The 26,532-nt window shown below is 70.9% G+C and carries 23 protein-coding genes; 18 read left to right on the plus strand and 5 right to left on the minus strand.

The genetic code is table 11. From position 1 onward, the window contains the following. Positions 1 to 2: 2 nt before the first annotated feature. From uvrC to secG, 8 genes are all read left to right on the plus strand, one after another. Complete coding sequence (gene uvrC, locus M4D54_RS04500) at positions 3 to 1,901, plus strand: excinuclease ABC subunit UvrC (RefSeq protein ID WP_193866672.1); 1,899 nt, start codon at positions 3 to 5, stop codon at positions 1,899 to 1,901. Continuing rightward, positions 1,894 to 2,874 carry an RNase adapter RapZ gene (rapZ, locus tag M4D54_RS04505; protein WP_259890474.1) on the plus strand — a complete coding sequence of 327 codons (981 nt, stop codon included), beginning with the start codon at positions 1,894 to 1,896 and terminating at the stop codon, positions 2,872 to 2,874. Before uvrC ends, rapZ begins: the two co-directional genes overlap by 8 nt. Continuing rightward, the gene (gene yvcK, locus M4D54_RS04510) at positions 2,871 to 3,980 is read left to right on the plus strand and encodes a uridine diphosphate-N-acetylglucosamine-binding protein YvcK (protein ID WP_259890476.1); all 1,110 of its coding nucleotides are present in this window, start codon (positions 2,871 to 2,873) and stop codon (positions 3,978 to 3,980) included. Before rapZ ends, yvcK begins: the two co-directional genes overlap by 4 nt. Continuing rightward, entirely contained in the window at positions 3,964 to 4,962 is a 999-nt protein-coding gene (whiA, locus tag M4D54_RS04515; RefSeq protein WP_259890478.1) for a DNA-binding protein WhiA, read from the plus strand. Before yvcK ends, whiA begins: the two co-directional genes overlap by 17 nt. A gap of 105 nt (positions 4,963 to 5,067) precedes the next feature. Then, entirely contained in the window at positions 5,068 to 6,072 is a 1,005-nt protein-coding gene (gene gap / locus M4D54_RS04520) for a type I glyceraldehyde-3-phosphate dehydrogenase (RefSeq protein ID WP_193866670.1), read from the plus strand. A gap of 102 nt (positions 6,073 to 6,174) precedes the next feature. Beyond that, positions 6,175 to 7,377: a phosphoglycerate kinase gene (locus tag M4D54_RS04525; protein ID WP_259890480.1), complete on the plus strand. Its 1,203-nt coding sequence runs from the start codon at positions 6,175 to 6,177 to the stop codon at positions 7,375 to 7,377. Further along, complete coding sequence (tpiA, locus tag M4D54_RS04530) at positions 7,374 to 8,147, plus strand: triose-phosphate isomerase (protein ID WP_259890482.1); 774 nt, start codon at positions 7,374 to 7,376, stop codon at positions 8,145 to 8,147. The genes M4D54_RS04525 and tpiA overlap by 4 nt, the downstream gene beginning before the upstream one ends. Positions 8,148 to 8,270: 123 nt before the next feature. Further along, entirely contained in the window at positions 8,271 to 8,519 is a 249-nt protein-coding gene (gene secG / locus M4D54_RS04535) for a preprotein translocase subunit SecG (protein WP_396121470.1), read from the plus strand. Between the two features lie 27 nt (positions 8,520 to 8,546). Here the strand turns inward: secG and pgl are convergent, their stop codons facing one another. The 4 genes from pgl to tkt form a co-directional block, all read right to left on the minus strand. After that, complete coding sequence (gene pgl / locus M4D54_RS04540; protein WP_259890483.1) at positions 8,547 to 10,283, minus strand: 6-phosphogluconolactonase; 1,737 nt, start codon at positions 10,281 to 10,283, stop codon at positions 8,547 to 8,549. Further along, the gene (gene zwf / locus M4D54_RS04545) at positions 10,280 to 11,821 is read right to left on the minus strand and encodes a glucose-6-phosphate dehydrogenase (RefSeq protein WP_259789873.1); all 1,542 of its coding nucleotides are present in this window, start codon (positions 11,819 to 11,821) and stop codon (positions 10,280 to 10,282) included. Before zwf ends, pgl begins: the two co-directional genes overlap by 4 nt. Before the next feature lie 103 nt (positions 11,822 to 11,924). Then, positions 11,925 to 13,046 (minus strand): transaldolase, encoded by a 1,122-nt coding sequence (gene tal / locus M4D54_RS04550; protein ID WP_259890485.1) that lies wholly within the window; start codon positions 13,044 to 13,046, stop codon positions 11,925 to 11,927. A gap of 29 nt (positions 13,047 to 13,075) precedes the next feature. After that, the gene (gene tkt, locus M4D54_RS04555) at positions 13,076 to 15,175 is read right to left on the minus strand and encodes a transketolase (protein ID WP_259890488.1); all 2,100 of its coding nucleotides are present in this window, start codon (positions 15,173 to 15,175) and stop codon (positions 13,076 to 13,078) included. 271 nt (positions 15,176 to 15,446) lie between these two features. Between tkt and M4D54_RS04560 the strand changes: the two genes are divergently transcribed. From M4D54_RS04560 to M4D54_RS04605, 10 genes are all read left to right on the plus strand, one after another. Then, positions 15,447 to 16,469 (plus strand): heme o synthase, encoded by a 1,023-nt coding sequence (locus M4D54_RS04560; RefSeq protein WP_259789878.1) that lies wholly within the window; start codon positions 15,447 to 15,449, stop codon positions 16,467 to 16,469. A 13-nt stretch (positions 16,470 to 16,482) separates the two neighbouring features. Beyond that, positions 16,483 to 17,475 (plus strand): site-specific tyrosine recombinase XerD, encoded by a 993-nt coding sequence (locus M4D54_RS04565; RefSeq protein ID WP_259890489.1) that lies wholly within the window; start codon positions 16,483 to 16,485, stop codon positions 17,473 to 17,475. 70 nt (positions 17,476 to 17,545) lie between these two features. Next, positions 17,546 to 18,418, plus strand: a complete 873-nt coding sequence (locus M4D54_RS04570; RefSeq protein WP_396121471.1) for a ParA family protein — start codon at positions 17,546 to 17,548, stop codon at positions 18,416 to 18,418. 11 nt (positions 18,419 to 18,429) lie between these two features. Continuing rightward, entirely contained in the window at positions 18,430 to 19,356 is a 927-nt protein-coding gene (locus M4D54_RS04575; RefSeq protein ID WP_259890491.1) for a pseudouridine synthase, read from the plus strand. Continuing rightward, entirely contained in the window at positions 19,356 to 20,474 is a 1,119-nt protein-coding gene (locus M4D54_RS04580; protein WP_396121472.1) for a prephenate dehydrogenase, read from the plus strand. The genes M4D54_RS04575 and M4D54_RS04580 overlap by 1 nt, the downstream gene beginning before the upstream one ends. A 20-nt stretch (positions 20,475 to 20,494) precedes the next feature. After that, on the plus strand, positions 20,495 to 22,744 hold the full coding sequence (gene der / locus M4D54_RS04585; protein ID WP_259890495.1) for a bifunctional cytidylate kinase/GTPase Der: 2,250 nt from the start codon (positions 20,495 to 20,497) through the stop codon (positions 22,742 to 22,744). A 20-nt stretch (positions 22,745 to 22,764) separates the two neighbouring features. Continuing rightward, a complete protein-coding gene (locus M4D54_RS04590; protein ID WP_259890496.1) occupies positions 22,765 to 23,244 on the plus strand; it encodes a TM2 domain-containing protein in 480 nt (159 codons plus the stop codon). Between the two features lie 27 nt (positions 23,245 to 23,271). Continuing rightward, positions 23,272 to 23,553, plus strand: coding sequence for a hypothetical protein (locus tag M4D54_RS04595; RefSeq protein WP_259890498.1), 282 nt, complete (start codon positions 23,272 to 23,274; stop codon positions 23,551 to 23,553). Position 23,554: 1 nt separating this feature from the next. Further along, on the plus strand, positions 23,555 to 24,028 hold the full coding sequence (locus M4D54_RS04600) for an NUDIX domain-containing protein (RefSeq protein WP_259890499.1): 474 nt from the start codon (positions 23,555 to 23,557) through the stop codon (positions 24,026 to 24,028). Positions 24,029 to 24,069: 41 nt separating this feature from the next. Next, positions 24,070 to 24,636: a hypothetical protein gene (locus tag M4D54_RS04605; protein ID WP_259890501.1), complete on the plus strand. Its 567-nt coding sequence runs from the start codon at positions 24,070 to 24,072 to the stop codon at positions 24,634 to 24,636. A gap of 43 nt (positions 24,637 to 24,679) precedes the next feature. On the opposite strand, the gene M4D54_RS04610 is transcribed toward M4D54_RS04605, so the two are convergent. Beyond that, positions 24,680 to 26,461: a M48 family metallopeptidase gene (locus M4D54_RS04610; protein WP_259890503.1), complete on the minus strand. Its 1,782-nt coding sequence runs from the start codon at positions 26,459 to 26,461 to the stop codon at positions 24,680 to 24,682. Positions 26,462 to 26,532: the final 71 nt, after the last annotated feature.

Raw genomic sequence — 26,532 nt, forward strand, 5'->3', positions numbered from 1 at the left:
GCATGGCCGATCCCGCCACCTACCGGCCCGCCACCGGGTCCATCCCCACCTCGCCGGGGGTGTACCGGTTCAGGGACGACGACGGCCGCGTGATCTACGTGGGCAAGGCGAAGAACCTGCGGCAGCGCCTGACCAACTACTTCCAGGACCTCGCGGTGCTGCACGAGCGCACGCGGCGCATGGTCACCACCGCCTCCTCCGTGGAGTGGACGGTGGTGGGCACCGAAGTGGAGGCCCTCACCCTGGAGTACACCTGGATCAAGGAGTTCGACCCGCGGTTCAACGTCAAGTTCCGCGACGACAAGTCCTACCCGTACCTGGTGGTGACTATGGGGGAGGAGGTGCCGCGGGTGCACATCACCCGCCGCACGCCCCGCAAGGGCGATCGCGTCTTCGGCCCGTACACGCAGGTGTGGGCGATCCGCGAGACCCTCGACCTGATGCTGCGGGTGTTCTCCATCCGATCGTGCAGCGCCGGGGTGTACCGGCGCGCCGAGCGCTCGGGGCGGCCCTGCCTGCTGGGCTTCATCGGCAAGTGCGCAGCGCCCTGCGTGGGCGAGATCTCCGTGGCCGAGCACCGGGAGCTGGCCGAGCAGTTCTGCGACTTCATGGCCGGCAACACCTCCACCTACACGCGGCGCATCCAACGGCAGATGAAGGACGCGGCCGCGGCCATGGACTACGAGGCAGCGGCCGCCCTGCGGGACGACCTGATCGCCCTGGACAAGGTGATGGAGAAGAACTCGGTGGTGCTCTCCGACGCCACCGACGCCGACCTGGTGGGCATGGTGCAGGACGAGCTGGAGGCCTCCGTGCAGGTCTTCCACGTGCGCGGAGGCAGGATCCGGGGCCAGCGGGGCTGGATCGCCGAGATCCTCGACGACTCCAGCCCCGCCGATCTCATGGAGCGCGCCCTCACCACGCTCTACGCGGAGGCCACCGCCCCCCGGGAGGTGCTGGTCACCTCCGTCCCCGCCAACCAGGACCAGGTCCAGGCCCTGCTGGGAGCGCGCACCGAGATCCGAGTGCCCCGCCGCGGGGAGAAGAAGGACCTGCTGGCCACCGTCACCGCCAACGCCGAGGAGGCGCTGCGGCTGCACCGCCTGCGCCGCACCGGCGACCTCACCGCCCGCACCAAGGCCCTGGAGGACCTGGCCGAGGCGCTGGAGCTGGCAGAGCCCCCGCTGCGCATCGAGTGCTTCGACATCTCCCACTCCCAGGGAACCAACGTGGTGGGCTCCATGGTGGTGTTCGAGGACGGCCTGCCCCGCAAGAGCGAGTACCGGCGGTTCTCCGTGACCGGCGCCGCCGCCCGGGACGACACCGCCTCCATGCACGATGTGCTCACCCGGCGGCTGAGGCACCACCTGGACCCGCCCGAGCCGGAGTCCGAGGACCAGAAGCGCCGCTTCGCCTACCCGCCCTCGCTGATCCTGGTGGACGGCGGCCCCGCCCAGGTCGCCGCGGCCCAGCGCGTGCTCGACGAGCTCGGCATCACCGACATCGCGCTGGCCGGGATCGCCAAGCGTCTCGAGGAGATCTGGCTGCCCGGGGACGAGCACCCCGTGATCCTGCCGCGCACCAGCGAGGCCCTGTTCCTGGTGCAGCGCCTGCGGGACGAGGCGCACCGCTTCGCGATCTCCTACCACCGCTCGAAGCGGGGGCGCGCCATGCAGGCCAGCGCACTCGACGGCATTCCCGGTCTGGGGCCGGCACGTCGCCGCGCTCTGCTGGACCGCTTCGTGACCGTGAGGGCCATCCGCGAGGCCGAGGTCGAGCAGCTGCAGGAGGTCGCGGGGATCGGCCCGTCCCTCGCTGCACAGATCAGCAGCGCGCTACGATCCGATGAGCCTCAGGACGTGGCCGTGGACATGGCCACCGGTGAGATCATCGATGGCTGACCGCCCCGAGAACCCCCTCGAGCAGAAGGAGCAGCACGTGAGCACCGACGACGCGCCCACCGATGCCGCAGCGCCAGAGGCGGACCCGCCCGCCGCTGCGGGGGAGCGCCGCCCGAGCGGGGAGATCATCATCATCACCGGCCTGGCCGGCGCGGGCCGCGAGACCGCGGCGCACGCGCTCGAGGACCTCGGGTGGTACGTGGTCTACAACATCGTCCCGCAGCTGATCCCCACGCTGTACGAGCTGCAGGCCACGGCCGAGGGCCGCGACAACCGCTTCGCCGTCGTGGTGGACCCCCGCTCCGGGCCGTTCTTCGGCGAGCTCGCCGGCGTCGTCGCCCAGCTGCGCCGATCCGATGTGCGGCTGCGCCTGGTGTTCCTGACCGCCGATGAGGCCACCCTGGTGCGGCGGTTCGACTCCGTGCGCCGACCCCACCCGATGCAGGGGGAGGAGGGAGTGCTGGAGGGCATCCGACGCGAGCGCGAGCTGCTGGCCCCCTACCGCCGCACGGCCGACGTGGTCATCGACACCTCCCCGCTGAACGTCCATGAGCTCACCATGAAGATGCGCTCCACCTTCGGTACGCGGGCGGAGCAGCAGCTCACGGTGACGATGCTGTCCTTCGGCTTCAAGTACGGGATCCCCCTGGAGGCCGACCACGTCAGCGATGTCCGCTTCATCCCCAACCCCTACTGGGTGCCCGAGCTCAAGCCGCTGCGCGGCACCGACCGGGAGGTCTCCGACTTCGTGCTCGGAGATGCCAACGCCGCCGAGTTCGTGGACCGCTACCTGGAGATGATCACCCCCGTGCTGCGCGGCTACACCACGGAGAACAAGCACTCCACCACACTGGCGATCGGCTGCACGGGCGGCAAGCACCGCTCGGTGGCGATCTCCGAGCGGATCGGTGAGGAGCTGCGGCGAGCGGGTCACGCCGTGCGCATCCGTCACCGGGATCTGGGGCGGGAATGAGCATCGCCCACCGCAAGGGCGGGGGCCGCCTGCGCACCGCCGACCGCTCCTCCAGCGCCCGCCGCGGGCGTCGTGACAGTCCCGACGAGCCGATGCGCGTGGTCGCGCTGGGCGGCGGGCACGGCCTGGCCTCCAACCTGCGTGCGCTGCGCCTGCTGGCCGACGAGATCACCGCCGTGGTCACCGTCGCCGACAACGGCGGCTCCTCCGGTCGCATCCGCAACGAGATCCCGGTGCTGCCCCCCGGAGATCTGCGGATGGCACTGGCCGCACTGTGCGAGGACTCCGACTGGGGCTCCATCTGGGGCGATGTCATCCAGCACCGCTTCTCCACCGAGGGCCAGCTCGACGGCCACTCCCTGGGGAACCTGATGATCGTGGCCCTGTGGCAGATCCTCGAGGACCCGATCGAGGGCCTGGACCAGATGGCCGAGCTGCTCGGTGCCCGCGGTCGCGTGCTCCCCATGGCGCTGGACCCCCTGGACATCGAGGCGGACGTGCGCGGCGCCGACGGCACGGTGCGCACCGTGGCCGGCCAATGGCAGGTCGCGACGGCGGAGGGCAAGGTCGAGGCGCTGCGCCTGGACCCGCCCCGTCCGAGGGTCCCCCAGGCCACGCTGGACGCCATCGAGCGCGCCGACTGGATCATCGTCGGCCCCGGCTCCTGGTACACCTCGGTGCTCCCGCACCTGATGATCCCCGAGATCGCCGAGGCCATCCGGGCCAGCGCGGCGCGGCGCTGCATCACGATGAACCTCTCGGTGGGACAGCAGGAGGCCGAGGGGATGACCAGCCAGAACCTGCTGGACGCCGTGCTGGAGCACGCGGCAGGCACCCGCTTCGATGCCCTGATCGCCGATCCCACGGCACTGGAGGACGCCTCGGAGCTCGCCCAGGCCGCGCAGCGTCGAGGGCTCAGGGTGCTGCTGCGCCAGGTCAGTGTGGGGGACGGCTCCCCGAACCACGACCCGGTGCGGCTGGCAGCCGCGTACCGCGACCTCTTCGACGACGTGGTGGGGGATGTCACCGCCGACCCTGCCCCGTTCACTGCCGCTCCGCCCGAGACGACCCCAGCACAGGAGGACACCGATGGCCCTGACCGCTGACGCCAAGGAGGAGCTGAGCCACCTGGAGGTGACCCGCCCCTCCGCACGCAAGGCCGAGGCGTCGGCGATGCTGCGCTTCGCCGGTGGCCTGCACCTGGTGGGCGGGCAGGTCGTGGTCGAGGCCGAGCTGGACTCCGCGGCCGTGGCGCGCAGGCTCCACGGCATCATCGCCGAGATGTACGGGCATCGTGCCGAACTGGCCGTGCTGGCCCCATCCGGTATCCGCCGCAGCACCCGCTACATCGTGCGGGTCGAGCGTGAGGGCGGGATGCTCGCCCGCCAGACCGGCCTGCTCGACGCGCGCGGCCGCCCCGTGCGGGGCATGCCACCGGCTGTCGTCGGGGGAGCCGCAGTCGATGCGGAGGCCGCCTGGCGCGGTGCTTTCCTGGCCCGGGGGTCCTTGACCGAGCCCGGCCGCTCCGCGGCACTGGAACTGCTCTGCCCGGGGCCCGAGGTAGCCCTGGCGATGGTGGGTGCAGCGCGCAGGCTGGGGGTGGCAGCCAAGGCCCGCGAGGCCCGAGGCGGCGACCGAGTGGTCCTGCGCGACGGCGATGCGATCTCCGCCCTGCTCACCCGGATGGGAGCCCACCGCACCGTCCTGACCTGGGAGGAGCACCGCACCCGGCGCGAAGTGCGGGCCACCGCGCACCGCCTGGCCAACTTCGACGACGCCAACCTGCGCCGCTCCGCACGGGCAGCCGTTGCCGCAGGTCAGCGGGTGCAGCGGGCCCTGGAGATCCTGGGCGACGAGGTCCCCGAGCACCTGCTCTCCGCGGGGCGGCTGCGGTTGGAGAACCGGCAGGCCAGCCTCGAGGAGCTGGGCCGTCTGGCCGACCCGCCGCTGACCAAGGACGCCGTGGCCGGTCGCATCCGCCGTCTGCTGGCCATGGCGGACAAGCGCGCCGAGGAACTGGGCGTGCCAGGCACCGAGGAAGTCGTGGACGAGGACCAATTGCCGCCGTCGCCCGACGGCAGGGATTGATAGGATCGTCTCGGTCGTCGGTTCACGCCGGCACCGTACGAGCGTACGAGGGCGTGCGCGCCACCCGTCCATATTTCACAGAGACACTGTGAACAAGGAGGAACCGTGACCATTAAGGTCGGAATCAACGGATTCGGTCGTATCGGGCGCAATTTCCTGCGCGCCGCCATCCAGCAGAACGCGGACCTTGAGATCGTCGCAGTGAACGATCTCACCGACACCAAGACCCTCGCCCACCTGTTCAAGTACGACTCCACCACCGGTCGCTTCCCAGGTGAGGTCACCCACGACGACAGCTCCATCACCGTCGACGGCGACACCTTCAAGGTGTTCTCCGAGAAGGACCCGGCCAACATCCCGTGGGGCGAGGTCGGTGCGGACATCGTCATCGAGTCCACCGGCTTCTTCACCGACGCCACCAAGGCGAAGGCCCACATCGACGGCGGCGCCAAGAAGGTCATCATCTCGGCCCCGGCGAAGAACGAGGACGCCACGTTCGTGCTCGGCGTGAACCACGAGGACTACGACCCCGCCAAGCACCACATCGTCTCCAACGCGTCCTGCACCACCAACTGCCTGGCCCCCATGGCCAAGGTGCTGAACGACGAGATCGGCATCGTCAAGGGCCTGATGACCACCGTGCACGCGTACACCGGTGACCAGCGCCTGCTCGACGCCCCCCATTCGGACCTGCGTCGCGCCCGCGCCGCCGCCCTGAACATCATCCCCACCAAGACCGGCGCCGCCGCTGCCGTGGCCCTGGTCCTGCCGGAGCTGAAGGGCAAGTTCGACGGCTACGCCCTGCGCGTTCCCGTGCCCACCGGCTCGGTCACCGACCTCACCTTCGAGGCCTCCAAGGAGACCTCCGTGGAGGAGGTCAACGCCGCCATCAAGAAGGCCGCCGAGGGCCCCCTCAAGGGCATCCTGGCCTACTCCGAGGATCCGCTGGTCTCCAAGGACATCGAGGGCGACCCTCACTCCTCGATCTTCGACGGTCTCAGCACCAAGGTGATCGGCAACCAGGTCAAGGTCGTCTCCTGGTACGACAACGAGTGGGGCTACTCCTGCCGCACCGTGGACCTCGCCGTCCACATCGGCAAGTCCCTCTGAACCTGACGGTTCTCACGGAGCCCGTCCGGCGCCGCCCTGTGGGTGGAGCACCGGGCGGGCTCCGCTGTCATCACCACTCATAACTCTCCTGAAGGAGACGCAGTGCTCAAGACCATCGACTCCCTCGGAGATCTGCGCGGAAAGCGCGTGATCGTCCGAGCTGATCTGAACGTGCCGCTGGACGGCACCACCATCACCGACGACGGCCGCATCCGCGCCGCCGTCCCCACCCTGAAGCGCCTGCTGGACGCAGGCGCGAAGGTGGTCGTGATCTCCCACCTGGGCCGCCCCAAGGGCGCACCGCAGGAGAAGTACTCCCTCAAGCCCGTGGTCTCCCGCCTGGGTGAGCTGCTGGGCACCGAGGTGGCCTTCGCCACCGACACCGTGGGCGATTCCGCCCGCGGCACCGTGGGTGGCCTCGAGGAGGGTGGTATCGCCCTGCTGGAGAACCTGCGCTTCAACCCCGGGGAGACCGCGAAGGACGAGGCCGAGCGTCGCGTGTTCGCCCAGGCCATCGCGGACATGGGCGATGCCTATGTCTCCGATGGCTTCGGTGTGGTGCACCGCAAGCAGGCCTCCGTGTACGAGCTGGCCTCCCTGCTGCCCTCGGCCGCCGGTGAGCTGGTGCTCAAGGAGGTCGAGTCCCTGCGCAAGGTGACCGACGAGCCCGCGCGCCCCTTTGTGGTGGTGCTCGGCGGCGCCAAGGTCGCCGACAAGCTCGCCGTGATCGACAACCTGCTCGGCAAGGCCGACCGCATCCTCATCGGCGGCGGCATGGCGTACACCTTCCAGAAGGCCAAGGGGTACGAGATCGGCCAGTCCCTGCTGGACGAGGAGAAGATCGACACCGTGCGCGAGTACATGGAGCGCGCCGAGAAGCAGGGCGTCGAGCTGATCCTGCCGGTGGACAACGTGGTGGCCGCGGAGTTCTCCGCCGACGCCGAGCCCACCGTGGTCGGTGCCGACGGCATCCCCGCGGACCAGGAGGGCATGGACATCGGCCCGAAGACGGCCGAGCTGTTCGCCTCCAAGATCGAGGATGCGGCCACCGTGTTCTGGAACGGCCCCATGGGGGTCTTCGAGTTCGAGAAGTTCGCCGAGGGCACCAAGGCCGTGGCGAGGGCCATGTCCGAGGCCGAGGGCTTCACCGTGGTCGGCGGCGGCGACTCCGCCTCGGCCGTTCGCAACCTCGGATTCGACGAATCCCTGTTCTCGCACATCTCCACCGGCGGCGGTGCGAGCCTCGAGCTGATCGAGGGCAAGGAGCTGCCGGGCATCGCGATCCTCGAGGAGGGCACCAAGTGACCACCCGCACCCCGCTGATGGCGGGCAACTGGAAGATGAACCTGGACTGGAAGCAGGGCCTGTCCCTGGTGGAGGAGCTGGGCGAGGCCCTGCGCGAGGTCGACACCGAGGCCGTCGAGGCCGCCGTGCTGCCGCCCTTCGTGAACATCCGCACCGTCCAGACCGCCGTCGAGGCCGGCAAGCTGCCCATCGCCTACGGCGCCCAGGACATCTCCGCGCACGAGTCCGGCGCGTACACCGGGGAGATCTCCGGCAGCATGCTCACGGCGCTGGGCTGCACCTACGTGGCCGTGGGCCACTCGGAGCGCCGCGAGTACCACGGTGAGGACGAGCAGGTCACGGGCGCCAAGGTGAAGGCCGCCCTGGCGGTGGGCCTGTCCCCGATCCTGTGCGTGGGCGAGCCGCTGGAGGAGCGCAAGGCCGGCAAGCAGGTGGAGTACACCCTTGCGCAGCTCGAGGGCGGCATCGAGGGTCTCTCGGCCGATGAGGTCGCCAAGGTCGTCGTGGCCTACGAGCCCGTGTGGGCCATCGGCACCGGCGAGGTCGCCACCCCGGACGACGCGCAGGAGGTGTGCGCCGCCATCCGCGACCTGGTGCGCACCAAGCATGGGGACGCCACCGCCGACGCCCTGCGGGTGTTGTACGGCGGCAGCGTGAAGTCCTCCAACGTGGCTGAGCTGATGACCAAGGAGGACGTCGACGGCGCCCTCGTGGGCGGCGCCTCGCTGAAGGCCGAGGAGTTCGCCAAGATCGTCGGCTTCCAGGGCTGACCGCAGCCTGAGCGAGCACTGCTCGCATCACACGGGCCGGGCCTCTTCGGGGCCCGGCCCGTGGCGTATGCTGGATCGGTCCGCCCGCTCCCCGGAGCCACCCGAGAAGAAGGTTCTGTCCTCGTGGATCTGCCCCTGATCAAGCTCATCCTGCAGGTGCTGCTGGCCGTGACCAGCCTCCTGCTGGTCCTGCTGGTGCTGCTGCACAAGGGGCGCGGCGGCGGCCTGTCGGACATGTTCGGCGGCGGCGTGTCCTCCACCGCGAGCGCCTCCGGCGTCGCCGAGCGCAACCTGAACCGCCTCACTGTGGGCATGGCCGTGGCCTGGGGTGCCTGCTGCATCGGCCTGGGGATCATCGAGCGCGTGCTCTGACCCCCAGGCCTTCCTGGAGAGGCCCGCTCAGAGGTCCTTCGCCGCGGCCTCATCGAGGTACCACACGGTGCTCTCCAGCCCCCGCACCGCTGAGGCGGGCGTGATCCACGGGTCGATCTGCCCGTGCGCGCGGGCCGCGGCCTCGGCCTTGTCCTTCCCCGCCACCAGGAAGCCCACGTGCCGCGCGGAGTTCAGCACCGGCCAGGTGAGGGAGATGCGCTCGGCGGGAGGCTTGGGGGAGTCGTCCACACCCACCGCGCTGGCACCGGTCTCGCGCTGATCGGGGTGCTCCGGGAACAGGGATGCCACGTGCCCATCGGGGCCCATGCCCAGCCACAGCACGTCGAAGAACGCACGCCCGCGCGTGCGGAAGGGCTGGTCGCCGCCGGCCAGGTCGAGCTGCTGCCCGTACCAGGCGGCTCCCTCCTCGCGGGAGACGCCGTCCGCGGGGGAGGGCATCGGATGCACGTTCTTCTCGGGCATCCCCGCCTCCTGCAGCGGCACCAGCAGGCTTTCGCGCACCTGCCTCTCGTTGCGGTCCTCGGACTCGGGGTCGACGAAGCGCTCATCGCCCCACCACACGTGCAGCCCCTCGATGTCGGCCGCCTTCTTCACCGCGGCCTGCAGGGCCTTCGGCAGGGCCGCGGCGGCCCTGGTGCCCACGCTGCCGCCGGTGACCACCAGGTGGGCGGTGCCCGTCTCGGCGAGGGCCGCGGCGAGATGACCGGCTGCATCCTCGGCGGCGGCCTCGGCCACGGCATCGGCGTCCGCGAGCACGCGATCGTGCGGATCGGGCTTGCCGCCGGCGTACACGGCGGCGTCCTCGATGCCGCTGAAGGCGTGGGCGAGCACCTCGCCGTACACCTCGTCCGGGTCCAGGCGCCGCAGCTCCTCGGCCAGCAGCTCGTTCAGCGAGCGGCGGGGCAGGGTGACGTGCTGCCCGGACTCATCGCCGGGCAGGCTCATCACGATGGCATCCTCGTCGCCGTTCTTGCCCGGGGTGCGCACCAGGGAGATGGTGCCGTCGCCGCGGGTGAGATGCACACCCAGCACCCCGCGGCCGTCGGCCTCGCCCGCGCCGGGGGCGGTGATCTCGACGTCGAGGTCCAGGGCCTGCTCGAGCCAGGCGGCCATCAGCACGACGGAGGGATCCTCCTCGTGGCCCACGACACGGATGCTCGAGGGCGTGGTGGCCGGGGGGATCTCGAACACGCTGGCCACCAGACCGCGCCAGTTGGTCAGCCGCGACCAGGCGAGGTCCGAGTCGCCGCTAGCGTACCCGCGGCGCAGCCGCTTGAGGGTGGCCAGCGGGTCCTCACAGGAGGCGGCATCGGTGATGCGCCGCTGCGACATCGAGCCCAGCACATCGTGGACGGGAGAGGAGGGGGCGCCGTCGGGCCACCAGGTGACGATCGGTGCGTCCGGCAGCAGCAGCGGCATGATCAGGGTGTCCAGGGAGTACAGGATCTCTCCGCGGGCACGTAGGATCACGATCTCCCCGGCCCCGGCGTCGCGGCCCACCCGCACCTCGGCGTCCAGGCCGCTGCTGTCGGCATCGGGCTCGGTGTCCACCACGATCACGCGCGCGGGGTGCTCGTGGCTGGCGTGCACGGCGGCCTCGACCGGTCCGTCGACGTCCTCGCCGGTAGCGACGATGATGAGGGTGAGGACCCGGCCGATGGTGGTGGCGCCGAAGGTCTCCCGCATCTCCATCATCTTCTTCTCGACGGCCGATGCGGTGGTGTCGGTCAGGGTGGTGATCACGGTCGCCTCCAGGTGCGCCCGTCACGGGCGAGCATCTCGTGTGCGGTGTCGGGGCCCCAGGATCCGGGGCGGTAGGGGGCGGGCTTCATGTTCTCGGCCCAGTACTCGGTGATGGGGTCGAGGATCTTCCAGCTCAGCTCCACCTCCTTCTGGCGGGGGAACAGCGGCGGATCGCCCAGGAGCATGTCCAGGATCAGCCGCTCGTACGCCTCCGGGGACTCCTCGGTGAAGTTCATGCCGTAGGCGAAGTCCATGGTCACATCCCTCACCTCCATCTGGGTGCCGGGCACCTTGGAGCCGAAGCGCATGGTCACGCCCTCGTCGGGCTGCACCCGGATCACGATCGCGTTCTGCCCCAGGTCCGCGGTGTCGGTGGAGCGGAACGGCAGGAACGGGGCACGCTTGAGGATCACCGCGATCTCGGTGACCCGGCGACCCAGCCGTTTGCCGGCCCGCAGGTAGAACGGCACCCCGGCCCACCGACGGGTGGCGATGTCCAGGCGGATCGCGGCGAAGGTCTCGGTGGTGGAGTCGGCGGGGATGCCGTCCTCCTCGAGGTAGGAGGCCACCTCCTCCCCGCCCTGCCAGCCGCCCACGTACTGTCCTCGGGCGGTGTGCGCGGCGAGGTCCTCCGGCAGCTCCACCGCGGAGAGCACCTTCTCCTTCTCCGCGCGCAGGTCCGAGGCGCGGAAGGAGACCGGCTCCTCCATGGCCGTCAGCGCCAGCAGCTGCAGCAGGTGGTTCTGGATCACGTCCCGGGCGGTGCCGATGCCGTCGTAGTAGCCGGCGCGGGAGCCGATGCCGATGTCCTCGGCCATGGTGATCTGCACGTGGTCCACGTACGTGGCGTTCCACACGGGCTCGAACATCTGGTTGGCGAACCGCAGCGCCAGGATGTTCTGCACCGTCTCCTTGCCCAGGTAGTGGTCGATGCGGAAGACGTCCTCCGGGCGGAACACCTTCTCCACCACGTCGTTGAGCTCGCGGGCCGATTCGAGGTCGTGCCCGAAGGGCTTCTCGATCACCACGCGGCGCCAGGAGCCGTCCCGGGGCGTGTTCAGGCCCGAATCGGCCAGCTGCGAGCACACCTGAGGGAAGGCGCTCGGGGGGATCGACAGGTAGAAGGCGTGGTTGCCACCGGTGCCACGGGTGGCGTCCAGCTCGGAGACCACCTCGGTGAGCCGGTCGAAGGCGGCTTTGTCGTCGAACTCGCCGGTGACGAAGCGCAGGCCGCCCCGCAGCTGCTCGAACACACTGTCGGTGAACGGGGTGCGGGCGTGCTCGGAGACGCTCTTGCGGACGTACTCCTGGAAGTCCTCGTCCGTCCAGTCGCGGCGGCCGAAGCCCACCAGTCCGAAGCTGGGCGGCAGCAGTCCGCGGTGGGTGAGGTCGTAGATCGCCGGCAGCAGCTTCTTGCGCGCCAGGTCACCGGTGACGCCGAACATCACCATCGAGCTGGGCCCGGCGATCAGCGGGAGCCGCCGGTCGCGCGGATCGCGCAGCGGATTGCCCAGCGAGGGATCAGGGGAGTCGGTCACAGAAGGGTCCTTTCAGCATGGGGGCCACGGGCGGGGTGGCTCCCGGGGGACCGCGCGAGAGCGAGCCGACAGGATCGGCGGCCCGCCCCCGCGGCGGGTGGGGTCAGCCGCGCGTGTCGTCGATCGTCGCCGACACGGTGCTGAGCAGCTCCTCCCAGGACTTCTCGAACTTGTCGACGCCCTCGCGCTCCAACAAGGCGAACACGTCGGCCAGGTCCACCCCGGCATTCGCGATCCTCTCCAGCACCTGCTCGGCGCTCTCGGCCGACTCGGCCGACAGGGGTGCGCCCGGCTCGGAGTGGTCCGCGACGGCATCCAGGGTCGTGCCCGGCATGGTGTTCACGCAGGGATCGGCCACCAGGGAGTCCACGTAGAGGGTGTCGGGGTACTCGGGGTTCTTCACGCCGGTGGAGGCCCACAGGGGCCGCTGCACGTTGGCGCCCTTGGCCTTCAGCGCGGCGAAGCGCTCGGAGCCGAAGGCCTCGAGGTACTCCCCGAAGGCCGCCTGCGCGTTGGCCACACCGGCGGAACCGCGCATCACCGCGGCCTCCCCGCCCAGGTCCTCCAGGCGCTTGTCGATCTCCGTGTCCACGCGGGAGACGAAGAAGGAGGCCACGGAGTGGATGCGGGAGAGGTCGTGCCCGTTCTCGGCGGCCTGCTCGAGGCCGGTAAGGTACGCCTCGATCACCTCGAGGTAGCGGGCCACCGAGAAGATCAGCGTGACGTTGACGCTGATGCCCTTGGCCAGCGTGGCGGTGATGGCCGGCAGTCCCGCCTCGGTGGCGGGGATCTTGATCATCACGTTCTCGCGACCCACGATCCCGCGCAGGCGCTCGGCCTGCTCGATCGTGGCCTCGGTCTCGTGGGCGAGGCGGGGGTCCACCTCGATGGAGACACGGCCGTCGTAGCCGTCGGTGGACTCGTACAGCTCCTGGAGCAGATCGCAGGCGGAGCGGACGTCGTCGGTGGTGACAGCCTCGACCACGGCCTCCACGTCCTTGCCCTCACCGGCGAGGCGCGCGATGTCCTCGTCGTACACGGACACCCCGGCGATCGCCGACTGGAAGATCGAGGGGTTGGTGGTCACGCCCACGACGTTCCTGGTGGCGATGAGCTCGGCGAGCTCGCCGGAGGTCATCGCCTGCCGGGAGAGGTCGTCGAGCCAGATGGACACGCCGGCCTCGCTGAGGGACTGGGTGCGCGGGTTCTGCTGCTGATCGTTCATCATGCTCTCCTCAGGGCTCTCGGGGGCCGTCAGGACTGCGCGGCGGCCAGGGACTCGCGGGCGGCTGAGACGACCGCCTCCGTGGTGATGCCGTACTTCTCGAACATCACCGTGTGGGAGGCGGAGGCGCCGTAGGTCTCCACCGAGACGGCCCGGCCGGCGTCACCGAGGTAGCGGAACCAGGGCATCGCGATGCCGGCCTCGACCGAGACGCGGGCGCGCACGGCCGAGGGCAGGACGGACTCGCGGTAGGACTCGTCCTGCGCGTCGAACCACTCGAACGACGGAACCGACACCAGACGGGTGGGAACGCCGTCAGCCTCCAGCTGCTTCTGGGCCTCGGCCGCGATCTGCACCTCCGAGCCGGTCGCCAGCAGGATCACCTGCGGCTCGCCGTCCGAGGCGTCCTTCATCACGTAGGCACCGCGCGAGAGGTTCTCCGCACCGGCGTACTCCTCGCGATCGAAGGTGGGCACGGCCTGACGGGTGAGGATCAGGCCCACCGGGCCGTCGCGGTGCTCGAGCGTGGCCTTCCACGCAGCAGCGGTCTCGTTGGCGTCGGCCGGCCGCACGATGCTCAGGCCGGGGATGGCGCGCAGCGCGGCGAGATGCTCGACCGGCTGGTGGGTGGGGCCGTCCTCGCCCAGTCCGATGGAGTCGTGGGTCCACACGTAGATGCTGGGCACCCCCATCAGGGAGGCCAGGCGCACCGAGGCCCGCATGTAGTCCGAGAACTGCAGGAAGGTGCCGCCGTAGGCGCGCGTGAGGCCACCGATGGTGATGCCCGAGAGGATCGCGCCCATGGCGTGCTCGCGGATACCGAAGTGCAGGGTGCGGCCGTAGGGGGTGCCGGTGAACTCCTCGGTGGAGTGCTCCTCGGGGATGAACGACGGCTCACCGTCCATGGTGGTGTTGTTCGAGCCGGCCAGGTCGGCCGAGCCGCCCCACAGCTCCGGAAGCACGTCGGCCAGGGCCGAGAGGATGGTGCCGGAGGCGGCGCGGGTGGCCACGCCCTTCTCGTCCGCCTCGAAGGCGGGCACGGCCTCGGCCCAGCCCTCGGGCAGCTCCTGCTTGCTCAGGCGGTCGAAGAGCTCGGCGCGCTCGGGGTTGGCCTCGCGCCAGTCCTTCAGGCTCTCCTCCCACCGGCGGCGCTGCTCGGCGCCCCGCTCGACCAGCTCGCGGGTGCGGGCCAGGACGTCCTCGCCCACCTCGAAGTCCTGCTCGGGGTCGAAGCCCAGCAGCTCCTTCACGGCGGCGACGGCCTCGCCGCCCAGCTTCGCGCCGTGCACCTTGTGGGAGCCCTTCAGGCCCGGGGTGGGCCAGCCGATGATGGTGCGCAGGTCGATGAAGGAGGGCTTGTCGGTGACCTTCTGCGCCTCCTCGATCGCGTGCTTCAGGGCAGCGACATCCTCGACGTACTCGGTTCCGCCGTTCGTCCAGTCGACCGTCTGCACGTGCCAGCCGAGCGCCTCGTAGCGGGCGGCGGTGTCCTCCGTGAAGGCGATGTCGGTGTGGCCCTCGATGGAGATGTCGTTGTCGTCCCACAGCACGATCAGGTTGCCCAGCTGCTGGGTGCCGGCCAGGGAGGAGGCCTCATTGGAGATGCCCTCCTGCATGTCGCCGTCGGAGGCGATCACGTACACGAAGTGGTCGAAGGGGCTCTGCCCGGGCGCGGCGTCCGGGTCGAACAGGCCGCGCTCGCGGCGCTGCGCCATCGCCATGCCGACGGCGGTGGCGATGCCCTGGCCCAGCGGGCCGGTGGTGGTCTCGATGCCGTCGGTGTGGTGGTACTCCGGGTGGCCCGGGGTCTTGGACTCGTAGGTGCGAAGCGCCTTGATGTCCTCCAGCTCCAGGCCGAAGCCGCCCAGGTACAGCTGGATGTACTGGGTCAGGCTCGAGTGACCGGCGGAGAGCACGAACTTGTCGCGTCCCAGCCAGCGGGTGTCCGCCGGGTCGTGCCGCATGACGTCCTGGTACAGCAGGTAGGCGGCCGGGGCCAGGCTCATGGCGGTGCCGGGGTGGCCGTTGCCCACCTTCTCGACCGCGTCGGCGGCGAGGATGCGGGCGGTGTCCACCGCGCGTCGGTCGAGCTCGGTCCAGCCCTCGGGTGCCTTGAACGTGTCCGTCACGGGGATTCCTTTCGTCGGGGGAGCGGTGCCCGGTGGCGGGGCCGCTCAGGTCGACTGCCGCGAGCGAGGGGCGCGGCACACCCTCCTAGCCTAGTCGCGTGCGACGGCGACGCCACGGGGTGCCCGTAGTTGCCGGACCGCCCGGGTGCGCGGTCTCACCCGTCCGCATCCAGGTGCCTGCGCGGCGCACCGCATACACTGGCAAGAACGCACTCCGGCGGGACCATCGAACGGGACCAGCAGCCGGGACCACGAGGAAGGACGGTGGGCGGTGACCGCCACCCAGGGCACGTCTCCGATCCGGGGCGGGAACCAGCACGAGGGCGAGGCCCGCTCGCGCCGCGACGGCCGGGGTGGCCCCACCGGTGGCGACAACGGGACGGTTCGCGCTGATAGGCCTGATCGCTCGGCGGCCTCCGTGGTCCGGGCGTATGTGGCGCTGACCAAGCCGCGGATCATCGAGCTGCTGCTGATCACCACCATCCCCACCATGTTCCTGGCCGCGGGCGGGTTCCCCTCGCCGTGGCTGATCCTGGCCACAGTGGTGGGCGGCTACCTCGCCGCCGGCGGTGCCAACGCGCTGAACATGTACCTGGACCGGGACATCGACGCGCAGATGAAGCGCACCCGCAACCGGCCGCTGGTCACCGGTGAGATCGCACCGCGCCACGGCCTGATCTTCGGGATCGTCCTCTCGATCGTCTCGACCGTGTGGCTGGGCGTGCTGGTGAACTGGATGTCCGCGGCCCTGGCCCTGGCCGCGATCCTGCTGTACGTCGTGTTCTACACGATGATCCTCAAGCGCCGCACCAGCCAGAACATCGTGTGGGGCGGGGTGGCCGGCTGCATGCCGGTGCTGATCGGCTGGTCCGCCGTGACCGGGACCGTCTCCTGGACCGCGGTGCTGCTGTTCGCCGTGATCTTCTTCTGGACCCCTCCGCACTACTGGCCGCTGGCCGAGAAGTTCTCCAAGGACTACGCCGAGGCGGGGGTGCCGATGCTGCCGGTGGTGGCCTCCCGCTCCACGGTGGCCGGCCAGATGGTCATGCACACCGCGCTGATGGTCCTGGCCAGCCTGGCGATCATCCCGCTGGGCCACACCGGCTGGGTGTACGGCGTCAGCGCCGTGCTGCTGGGCGGCTGGTTCGGCTTCCTGGTGCTGCGCTACGCCCACCGCGTCCGCAACGGCGCCAGCGGCAAGAAGCTCGCCCCCATGAAGGTGTTCCACGCCTCCATCACCTACCTCTCGCTGCTGTTCATCGCGCTGGCGATCGACCCGTTCGTCCACCTGTGAGGGACGGCCGGCGGTGAGGGACGGCGATCGCCGGATCCTCGAGCAGTACCTGAGCCACCTGCGCATCGAACGCGGGCTGGCCGTCAACACGGTGGCCGCCTACCGGCGCGACCTCACCCGGTACCTCGCGCACCTGGAATCGCGGGGGATCGACCCGCTCGCGGTGCAGCCCGGCCAGCTGTCCGAGTGGCTGCAGGCCCTACGATCCGGGGCCGACGGGGGGACGGCGCTGTCGGCGGCCAGCGCAGCCCGCTCCCTGGCCGCTGTTCGCGGACTGCACGGCTTCCTGGACTCCGAACGGGTCTCCACCGCCGGCGATCCCACCCGGCTTATGCCCGCACCGGCGCGGCCCAGCAGGCTCCCGCACCCTCTGCCCATCGACCAGGTGCTGCGCCTGCTGGAGGCAGCCGGACGCCCCGGCACCGGCCGGCTCGCCACCGAGAGGGCCCTGCGCGACCGGGCCCTCCTGGAACTGCTGTACGGCATCGGTGCCCGTATCTCCGAGGCCACCGGACTGGACGTGGACGACGTGGACCGCGAGCAGCGCTACGTGCTGCTGCGCGGCAAGGGGGACAAGCACCGCACGGTCCCCGTGGGCCGGTACGCGCTGGAGGCGCTGGACGCCTACCTCACGCGCGGCAGGCCCGCCCTCGCCTCCCGGGGCCGCGGCACCCCCGCCGTGTTCCTGGGCTCCCGTGGCACCCGGCTGACCCGTCAGGCCGCTTGGCAGGTGGTGCAGCGCGCTGCACGCGATGCCGAGCTGGACGAGCAGATCAGCCCCCACACGCTGAGGCACTCCTATGCGACCCACCTGCTGCACGGTGGGGCCGACGTGCGCGCCGTGCAGGAGCTGCTGGGTCACGCCTCGGTGACCACCACCCAGCTGTACACCCAGGTGACCGTGGATTCGCTGCGCGAGATCCACGCCACGGCCCACCCCCGCGCCCGCCGTAGCGGCGGCCGCGCTGAGCCCCCCGGGGCGCCGTCCGGTTCAGCGGGTCCGTGAGTAGACTGGCCCGGCATCACCCGGGTTCCGACCCGCAGCAGACGACCGCTCGACGACAGGAACAGCCACAGTGAGCCCGACCGCGAACCAGCAGCTCGACATCGATCTCGGCCCCACCGGCCGGCCGATGCCCGAGCTGCCGCAGCCAGAGCCCCTGGACGGCCACGGACCTGCTCGCATCATCTCGATGGTGAACCAGAAGGGCGGGGTCGGCAAGACCACCAGTGTGATCAACCTGGGCGCCGCGCTCGCGGAGCTGGGCCGCAAGGTGCTGCTGGTGGACCTGGATCCGCAGGGCGCCCTCAGCGCCGGCACCGGGATCAACTCCTTCGACCTCGACGTCACCGTCTACAACCTGCTGATGGACCGCAGCCACGACATCCGCGAGGTCATCCACACCACCGACACCGAGAACCTCGACGTGCTGCCGGCCAACATCGACCTCTCCGCCGCCGAGGTGCAGCTGGTCAACGAGGTGGCGCGCGAGATGGCGCTGGCTCGCGTGCTCCGCCCGGTCGCGGACGAGTACGACGTCATCATCATCGACTGCCAGCCCTCCCTGGGCCTGCTCACCATCAACGCACTGGCCGCCAGCCACGGCGTGATCATCCCGCTGGAGGCGGAGTACTTCGCGCTGCGCGGTGTCGCCCTGCTGGTGGAGACCATCGAGAAGGTCCAGGACCGCATCAACCCCCGCCTCGAGGTCGACGGGATCCTCATCACCATGTTCGATCCCCGCACGCTGCACTCCCGGGAGGTGTGCCAGCGGGTGGTCGAGGCCTTCCCCGACAAGGTCTTCCACACCACCATCAACCGCACCGTGAAGTTCCCCGACGCCTCCGTGGCGGCCGAGCCGATCATCTCCTACGCCTCCTCCACCAAGGGGGCCGACGCCTACCGCCAGCTCGCCCGCGAGCTGATCTCCCGCGGCGCCGCGGCCTGAGCGCGCCAGCGATGGCTGATCGCCCCTCGTCGTCCTCCCGTCGCGGTGCGCCCGCCTCGGGCTCGCGCCGCCGCAGCGCCTTCACCCCGCCCCGCGCCGTGCGCCTGCGCGATGACCAGGGGCGCCCGCGCTCCGGGAACGCTGCGCAGTCGACGCGCAGCGGCGCCGATGACACCCCGGCCGGTGACCCGCCGGCCCAGTACGCCCAGGACGGCGAACGGCTGCAGAAGGTGCTGGCCCGCGCCGGATTCGGCTCCCGTCGCGCCTGCGAGGCGCTGATCTCCTCCGGCCGGGTCACGGTGGACGGCAAGACGGTGCACACCCAGGGCCTGCGCATCGATCCCGCCCGGCAGGTCGTCCATGTGGACGGCAGGCGGCTCCAGCTGGACGAGGGCAAGACCACCGTGGTGCTGCACAAGCCCCGCAAGGTGGTCTCGGCGATGAGCGACCCGGAGGGCCGCCGTGACCTCAGCGAGTTCGCCGACCAGTACTCCCAGCGGCTGTACCACGTGGGCCGTCTGGACTACGAGACCGAGGGACTGCTGCTGCTGACCAACGACGGCGAGCTCGCCCACCGCCTCACCCATCCCAGCTTCGAGATAGAGAAGACCTACGTGTGCCGCTTCCACGCCCCCGGAGGGCCGCCGCGGTCCCTGGTGCGCAGCCTGCGCGACGGCGTGGAGCTGGAGGACGGCCCAGCCCGCGCCGACAAGGCGCGCGTGCTCGCCCAGGACGGCCGCGAAGCCGTCGTCGAGGTGACGCTCCACGAGGGCCGCAACCGCATCGTGCGCCGCATGTTCGCCTCCCAGGGCTTCGAGCTCACCCGGTTGGTGCGCACCCGCATCGGACCGGTGCTGCTGGGGGACCTGGCACCGGGGCAGATGCGTGAGCTCACCGACCGCGAGCTGGGAACCCTGATGGCGGAAGTGGGCCTGTGATGAGCCCGGTGACCGCCCTGGTTCCCTCGCCCGTGAGGATCATCGGCACCGGACTGATCGGCGGATCGCTGGGCATGGCCCTCAGCCGCGCCGGCGTGAGCGTGCAGGTGGAGGACGTCTCCCCGGGCACCACCGCACTGGCCGTCGAGCTCGGCGTCGGCACTCGCGCCACCGAGGCCGATCCGGACCCCGCCCTGGTGCTGGTGGCGGCCCCACCGGACGTCACCGCCGAGGTGACCGCCCGGGCACTGCGGACCTGGCCCGAGGCACTGGTGGCCGATGTGGCCAGCGTCAAGGCGACGGTGCTGGAGGCCCTGCGGGCGCTCGTGGACGCCGAGCAGCTCACCCGCTACATCGGCACCCACCCGATGGCCGGGCGCGAGGTCTCCGGCGTGATCGCCGCGCGCGGGGACCTGTTCCGCGGCCGCCCTTTCGTGATCGTTCCTCACGAGACCACCCGGCCCGAGGCCACCACGGTCATGAAGGGCCTGGCCACCGAGCTGGGCTCGGTGCCGGTCGTGATGGATGCGGCCGCGCACGATCTGGCCGTCGCCCACGTCTCCCATGTCCCCCAGGTGCTCTCCAGCCTGCTAGCGACCACGCTGCTCTCGCCCACGGAGAACGCCCTGGCACTGGCCGGACAGGGCCTGCGCGACACCACGCGCATCGCGGATTCCGATCCCCGCCTGTGGGTCGAGATCCTCGGCGCCAACGCCCAGGCCGTGGCCCAGGTGCTGGGCAGCGCCAGGGATCGGCTCGACGGGGTGATCGGCGCGCTCGAGTCCCTGGCGGGGGATCCGGATCCCGCCATCGGCTCCCGGCGGGCGCTGGCGGACCTGGTGGCCGACGGCAACCGCGGGGTGCGCCGCATCCCCGGCAAGCACGGCGGGGCCGGGGACGACTTCGGCACGCTCACCGTGCTGGTGCCCGACCGCCCCGGGGAGCTGGCCCGTCTGCTGACCGAGATCGGTGACATCGGTGTGAACCTGGAGGACCTGCGGCTGGAGCACACCCTGGGGCAGCGGGTGGGTCTCGCGCACCTGGCGGTGGCGGCAGCCCGTGAGGACCTGCTCACCCGGGAGCTCGCCGAGCGGGGCTGGACCGTGGCCGAGGGCTGAGAGAGCCGTATCCTGAACGGATGCAGACGAGCACTTCTTCCGGCGTGACCATCGCCATCGACGGCCCGGCCGGTTCCGGCAAGTCCACGGTGTCCCGCCGGGTGGCCGAGGTCCTCGAGGGAGGCATCCTGGACACCGGCGCCATGTATCGCGCCGTGGCCTGGGCCTGCCTGGAGGGCGGCGTGGACCTCGCCGACCGCGAAGCCGTCGCCGCCGTGGCCGAGACGCTCGAGCTGGAGCTGGGCACCGACCCGGCCGGAGCCACCGTGGTGGTGGCCGGCACCGACATCACCGGCGAGATCCGCACCGAGCGCATCTCCACCCAGGTGAGCGCCGTGGCCACCAACACCCTGGTGCGCGCGATCCTTCAGCGCCGGCAGCGGGAGCTGATGCTGGCCACCGCCGCCGAGCGCGGCAGCTGCGTGGCCGAGGGCCGCGACATCACCACCGTGGTCGCCCCCGATGCCGATGTACGGGTGCTGCTCTCGGCGAGCGAGGACGAGCGCATGCGACGCCGTGCCGCCGAGCTCTCCCTGGAGGAGACCGAGGAGACCCGTGCGCGCATGAGCGACCAGGTGCTGCGCCGCGACCGCGACGACGCCACCGTCTCCGAGTTCTTCACCGCCGCCGACGGCGTCACCTCCATCGACACCACCGGCCTCGGCATCGATGACGTGGTGGTGCGGATCCTGGCCCTGGTGGACCGGGTCGAGGAGCAGCAGGCCGCCCGCGCGCAGGCCGCCGCTGTGTCCGGCGCCCGGGGGGAATCAGCCGCCGAGGCCGAGGCGGCTCGCGGAGGCGCCGGGAGCACCGATCCGCACGGTCACCGCTCAAGCCCCTCCGACGAGGACATCGCCACGGCGCTGCGCGCGGGCCTGCAGGACTTCGAGCTGGACGAGGAGGACCTCGCCCTGCTGGACGCCGGCGAGGAGGAGCTCCCTGCCGGCACCCCCTCCCGCAACCTGCCCGTGGTGGCCGTGGTGGGCCGCCCTAACGTCGGCAAGTCCACCCTGGTCAACCGCATCCTGGGGCGCCGGGAGGCCGTGGTCGAGGACGTGCCCGGCGTGACCCGGGACCGGGTGTTCTACGAGGCCGAATGGGCTGGGCGCGACTTCTGGCTGGTGGACACCGGCGGCTGGGAGGAGAAGGTCGAGGGCATCGCCCTGTCCGTCGCCCAGCAGGCCGAGATCGCCGTCGAACTGGCGGACGTGGTCATGTTCGTGGTGGACGCCAACGTGGGAATCACCACCACCGACGAGCAGATGCTGAAGGTGCTGCGGCGCACCGAGCGACCCGTTGTGCTGGTGGCCAACAAGGTCGACGACCAGCGCGGCGAGCTGGAGGCCGCAGCGCTGTGGCACCTGGGGATGGGGGAGCCGTACCCGGTCTCGGCCCTGCACGGGCGGGGCTCCGGGGACCTGCTGGACGCGGTGCTGGCCGTGCTGCCCCTGGAGGGCCGCGGGCAGCCCGTGGACCACGGTCCCCGCCGGGTCGCACTGGTCGGGCGCCCCAACGTGGGCAAGTCCTCCCTGCTGAACCGCCTGGCGGGGGAGACCCGCGTGGTGGTGGACGACGTGGCCGGCACCACCCGCGACCCCGTGGACGAGAAGATCACCCTGGGCGGCCGGGAGTGGACGTTCGTGGACACCGCCGGGATCCGTCGGCGGGTGCTGCAGTCCCAGGGAGCTGACTACTACGCCTCGCTGCGCACCCGCGCCGCTCTGGACCGGGCAGAGGTGGCGGTGGTGCTGCTGGAGGCATCCGAGCCCATCTCCACTCAGGACCTCAAGATCATCGACATGGTGCTGGAGTCCGGCCGGGCGCTGGTGCTGGCCTTCAACAAGTGGGATCTGCTGGACGAGGAGCGCCGCACGCAGCTCGAGCGGGAGATCGAGCGGGACCTCGCGCACGTGGCCTGGGCACCGCGCGTGAACCTCTCGGCCCTCACCGGCCGCCACGCGGATCGCCTGGTCCCCGCGCTGGAGACGGCGCTGGACTCCTGGGACGCCCGCATCCCCACGGGCCGGCTCAACGCGTTCCTGGGAACCCTGGTGGCGGCCCACCCGCACCCCCTGCGGGGAGGGAAGCAGCCCAGGATCCTGTTCGCCACGCAGGCCCGCACCCGCCCGCCGCGGTTCGTCATCTTCGCCTCCGGCTTCCTGGAGCACGGGTACCGCAGATTCATCGAACGGCGTCTGCGCGAGGACTTCGAGTTCACCGGTTCGCCCATCGTCATCGGCGTGCGGATCCGAGAGAAGCGCAAGCGCTGAACAGCCAGTAGGGTGGCCCCATGAGCAACCCCGGTGACAACGGCTCCTGGAACCAGAGCAACGACCCCTACGGCCAGCCGGGTCAGCCCTCGGCGTCGGATCCCTACGGCCAGCCGGGTCAGCCCTCGGCGTCGGATCCCTACGGCCAGCCGGGTCAGCCCTCGGCGTCGGATCCCTACGGGCAGCCGCAGCAGCCGGCCGGTGGCACCTTCGACCAGTCCTACGGCTCCCCGGCAGGGGTGCCCGCCGATGGCCCGGTACAGGCACCGACCCCCGCGGGCCAGAACCGCCTGGTGCTGGGCCTGCTCGGCATCTTCCTCGGCGGCTACGGCGTGCACCGCTTCATGATGGGGTACACCACCATCGGCATCATCCAGATCGTGGTCACCCTCTTCACCTGCGGCATCGGTGCCATCTGGGGACTGATCGAAGGGATCATGATCCTGGCCAAGGTCGATCCGTTCAACCGCGACGCGCACGGTCGACCCCTCGTCGACTGACAGCAACGCTGAACTCCCGGGGAAGAGATGACCTACCAGGCCGCGCCGGATCGCGGTTCCGTCCAGACCAGCGCGATCATCCTGATCGTGGTCGGCCTCATGTGCGGAGGGATGATCCCCTCGATCTTCGGGATCATCGCCCTCGCCCAGATGGACACCGACATCGACTCCGCCCGGCGCATGAACCGGTACGGATGGATCTCCGCGGTGATCCTCGCGGGCCTCGCGATCCTGGCGATCCTGCTGTACATCGTGGTGTTCGTCCTGATCATGGGTGCCGCATTCCTGCCGTTCATCTTCGGCGCCTGAGATGCCCACTCCTGAGTTCGTGCTGGAACTGCGCAGGCACATCGGCACCGCACCGCTGTGGATGAGCGGCGTCACCGCGATCGTGACGGATGCAGATCAGGACCGGGTGCTGCTGGTGCGCAGGGCCGACAACGGGGCCTGGACGCCCGTCACCGGCATCATCGATCCGGGGGAGGAGCCCGCCTCCGCTGCCGCCAGGGAAGCGCGCGAGGAGGCCGGGGTCGAGACCCGCATGGTGCGCCTGGTGGACGTGCGAACGCTGCCGGAGATCACGTACGACAACGGCGATCGCGCCATCTACCTGGATCTGTGCTTCCTGGCCGAGCACATCGCCGGTGATCCCCACCCCGCCGACGGTGAGAACACCGAGGCGCGCTGGTTCCGGCTCGATGACCTGCCTCCGCTGAACGCCCGTTTCCGTGAGCAGATCGCCACCGCACTCTCCGGTGAGCTCGAGGCGAGGTTCCGACAGTGACGCCGGCAGCTGCGGCAGGCGCGCCGACGCCCGGGACGACCGTGGCACTGCCCCTGGGGACACCCCGCGGGGACCAGGCCCTGATCCGGCTGCTGGCGGTGCCGCGGCGAGATCTGACGCGGGCCGGTGGACTGGCGGTCCCACTGCAGCCGTTCGCCGACGCCCTCCTGGTCGAAGTGTCCGTCGGCGGTCGGGTGGTGCTGCCCGGCGCGTGGGTGGAGCCCGCAGTGCTGCAGCACGGGCAGCCCGCCCCGCGCAGCCAGGTGGTCCCGCAGGACCTGCGATTCCCCGCAGTGGTGGCCGGGAACGGCCCCTCGGCCGCTCTGCACTGGGGGGAGACCATCTGGCCCCTGCCCTTCGACGACACCGTGGCCATCCCGGCCGCGTGCCGGGCCGGGACCCACTCCGCAGCCCAGCTGCGCCGTCTGGCGCTGGTGGCCGCCGGGCGTCGCCAGGAGGTGGCCCTGACCCTGTGGCGAGATCCCGGCTTCGAGGTGCCCTGGCAGGACGTGCGCCTGGTGCCGCACGCCCGCTGGTGGTTCGAGATGGCGGATGTGCCCCCCACCGCCACCTATGCCGATGCCGCGCGGCTGCAGGGGATCGGCTGAGACCGCGCTCCGCCTCACAGCCAGAAGAGGCTCTGATCCGGGGTCAATGGCAGCAGCCGCCCTCCTCGGATCCGGCACCCTCGCCGGTGGGTGTCCCGAACCCCAGCGGCAGTGGCCCCGCCGCTGCCACTGCTGCCTCGCCCATGGCGCTGAGACGGCAGGCGCACGAGGCAGTCACAGGGACGTCCGCCTGGGCCCGCACGATCCCCAGGCGCCGCCCCACCACGGAGGCCAGCTCGTGCTTCCCCAGGCGGGTGAGGCATTCGTGGTAGCCGTGCAGGCTCCACACGTTGTCCGGATGCAGGTTCGCGCGCGGGATGCTCGGCTCGTACCCCAGGTCCTCCCGATAGACCTGCTCGGCCTCCTCGAGGCGGTCCTGCTCCATCAGCAGCGCCGCCAGGGCGTGCCGGGTGGGCTGCATCCATGACCACGGCTCGTCGTAGGGGAGGGCATCGTCGAGCTCGACGCTGCGACGCAGGTGGGCGAAGGCCGACTCGACCTCCCCGGCGCGGTAGTCGATCTCCCCGTCGAGCATCGCGGAGGCGACCTGCAAGATGTCCTGGCAGGTGTTGTTGAAGACCGTGCGCGAGGCGGGCACCCGCTCGACCGCGGCGCGGAAGAGCTCCCGCTGCGCACGGGCCTGGTCGACGTCCCCGAGCGCCGCGTGGGCCACTCCCTTGGCGTAGTGCATCACCGCGGTGGTGGTGCAGAACAGCTGCTGGTCCTCCGGCAACGGCTCGTCGATGATCTCCTGCCAGCGGCCGAAGCGGATCAGCGCGTGCATCGTCATCGGGAAGAACCCCTCGAGCCAATCCGCCATCGGCGGGGACTGGACCCGCAGCAGCTCCGGGGGAAGCGTCGCCTCCAGTCGCCGCCCCGCGTCGATCGCCACCTCGCTCTGCCCCAGGAACATCGCCCCGTACATCACGAAGTGGAGGTTGTGGGCGCGGTACAGGCTGTAGAAGTTGAGCGGGCCGCGCTCGGCGAGGTAGCGCTCGTCGGCCTCGACAGCGAGCTCGTTGGTCTCGATGACGCGTCGGTAGTCGCCGCACAGCACGTCGATGTGCGTGGGCATGTGCACGAGGTGCCCGCCGTCGGGCACCACCTGCCGCGACCAGTCCGCCACCCACAGGGCCGATTCCGGGGTGGGGGACATCTCCATCAGATGCACCGCGAAGTGCAGCAGACCGGGGTGCCGCCGTGCCCCGGGCACAGCGAGCGCCTGCTCGATGTGCTCCTTCGCCTCCAGGGTGGGCACACCCTCCACGGGATCCCCGGTGCGCAGGTCCCACAGCTGCCAGGGCCGCACCCCCAGCAGCGCGTCCACCAGTATCGCCACCACGTCCAGATCCTGCGGATAGGAGGCCTGCAGCTCGCGGCAGGCCTCCGCGTACCCGAGCACCCACTGCTCCTGCCACCCCTCGACAGTGGGCGGGGTGGCCGAGGGGAAGCGGTGGGGGAGCGTGCGGATGATCGCCTGCTCGACCGGCGGGGCGGTCTCGATCAGTTCGAGCGCGCGGCGGCTGTGCTCGGCCGCGTGGTCGAGACAGCGAGCGAGGTCCTCCGGGTCGAAGTCCTCCCAGGGCTTGTTGTAGTTGGGGCCGAGGACGTAGGCGGCGCCCCAGTGCGCCAGGGCGAAGCCGGGGTCCGACTCGGTCGCTCGCACGAAGCAGCCGTACGCCTCCTCGTGGTTGAAGGAGTACGTCCAGATCAGGCCGCGATCGAACCAGAGGGCGGCTTCGGGATCGGCGGTGGAGGCCTCGCGGTGGTACGAGCCGAGGTCGAAGGGATACTCGTGTGTGGGGTCCGTCACTCGCGGGTACATGCTGCCGACCGTAGCAAGCGGCGCCATGCCGGGGTGAGACCCCCGCCACATTCAGGTGTAGCCTGGGACAC

It is taken from the genome of Brachybacterium sp. p3-SID1565 (assembly GCF_025143785.1).
Taxonomy (GTDB): Bacteria; Actinomycetota; Actinomycetes; order Actinomycetales; family Dermabacteraceae; genus Brachybacterium; species Brachybacterium epidermidis.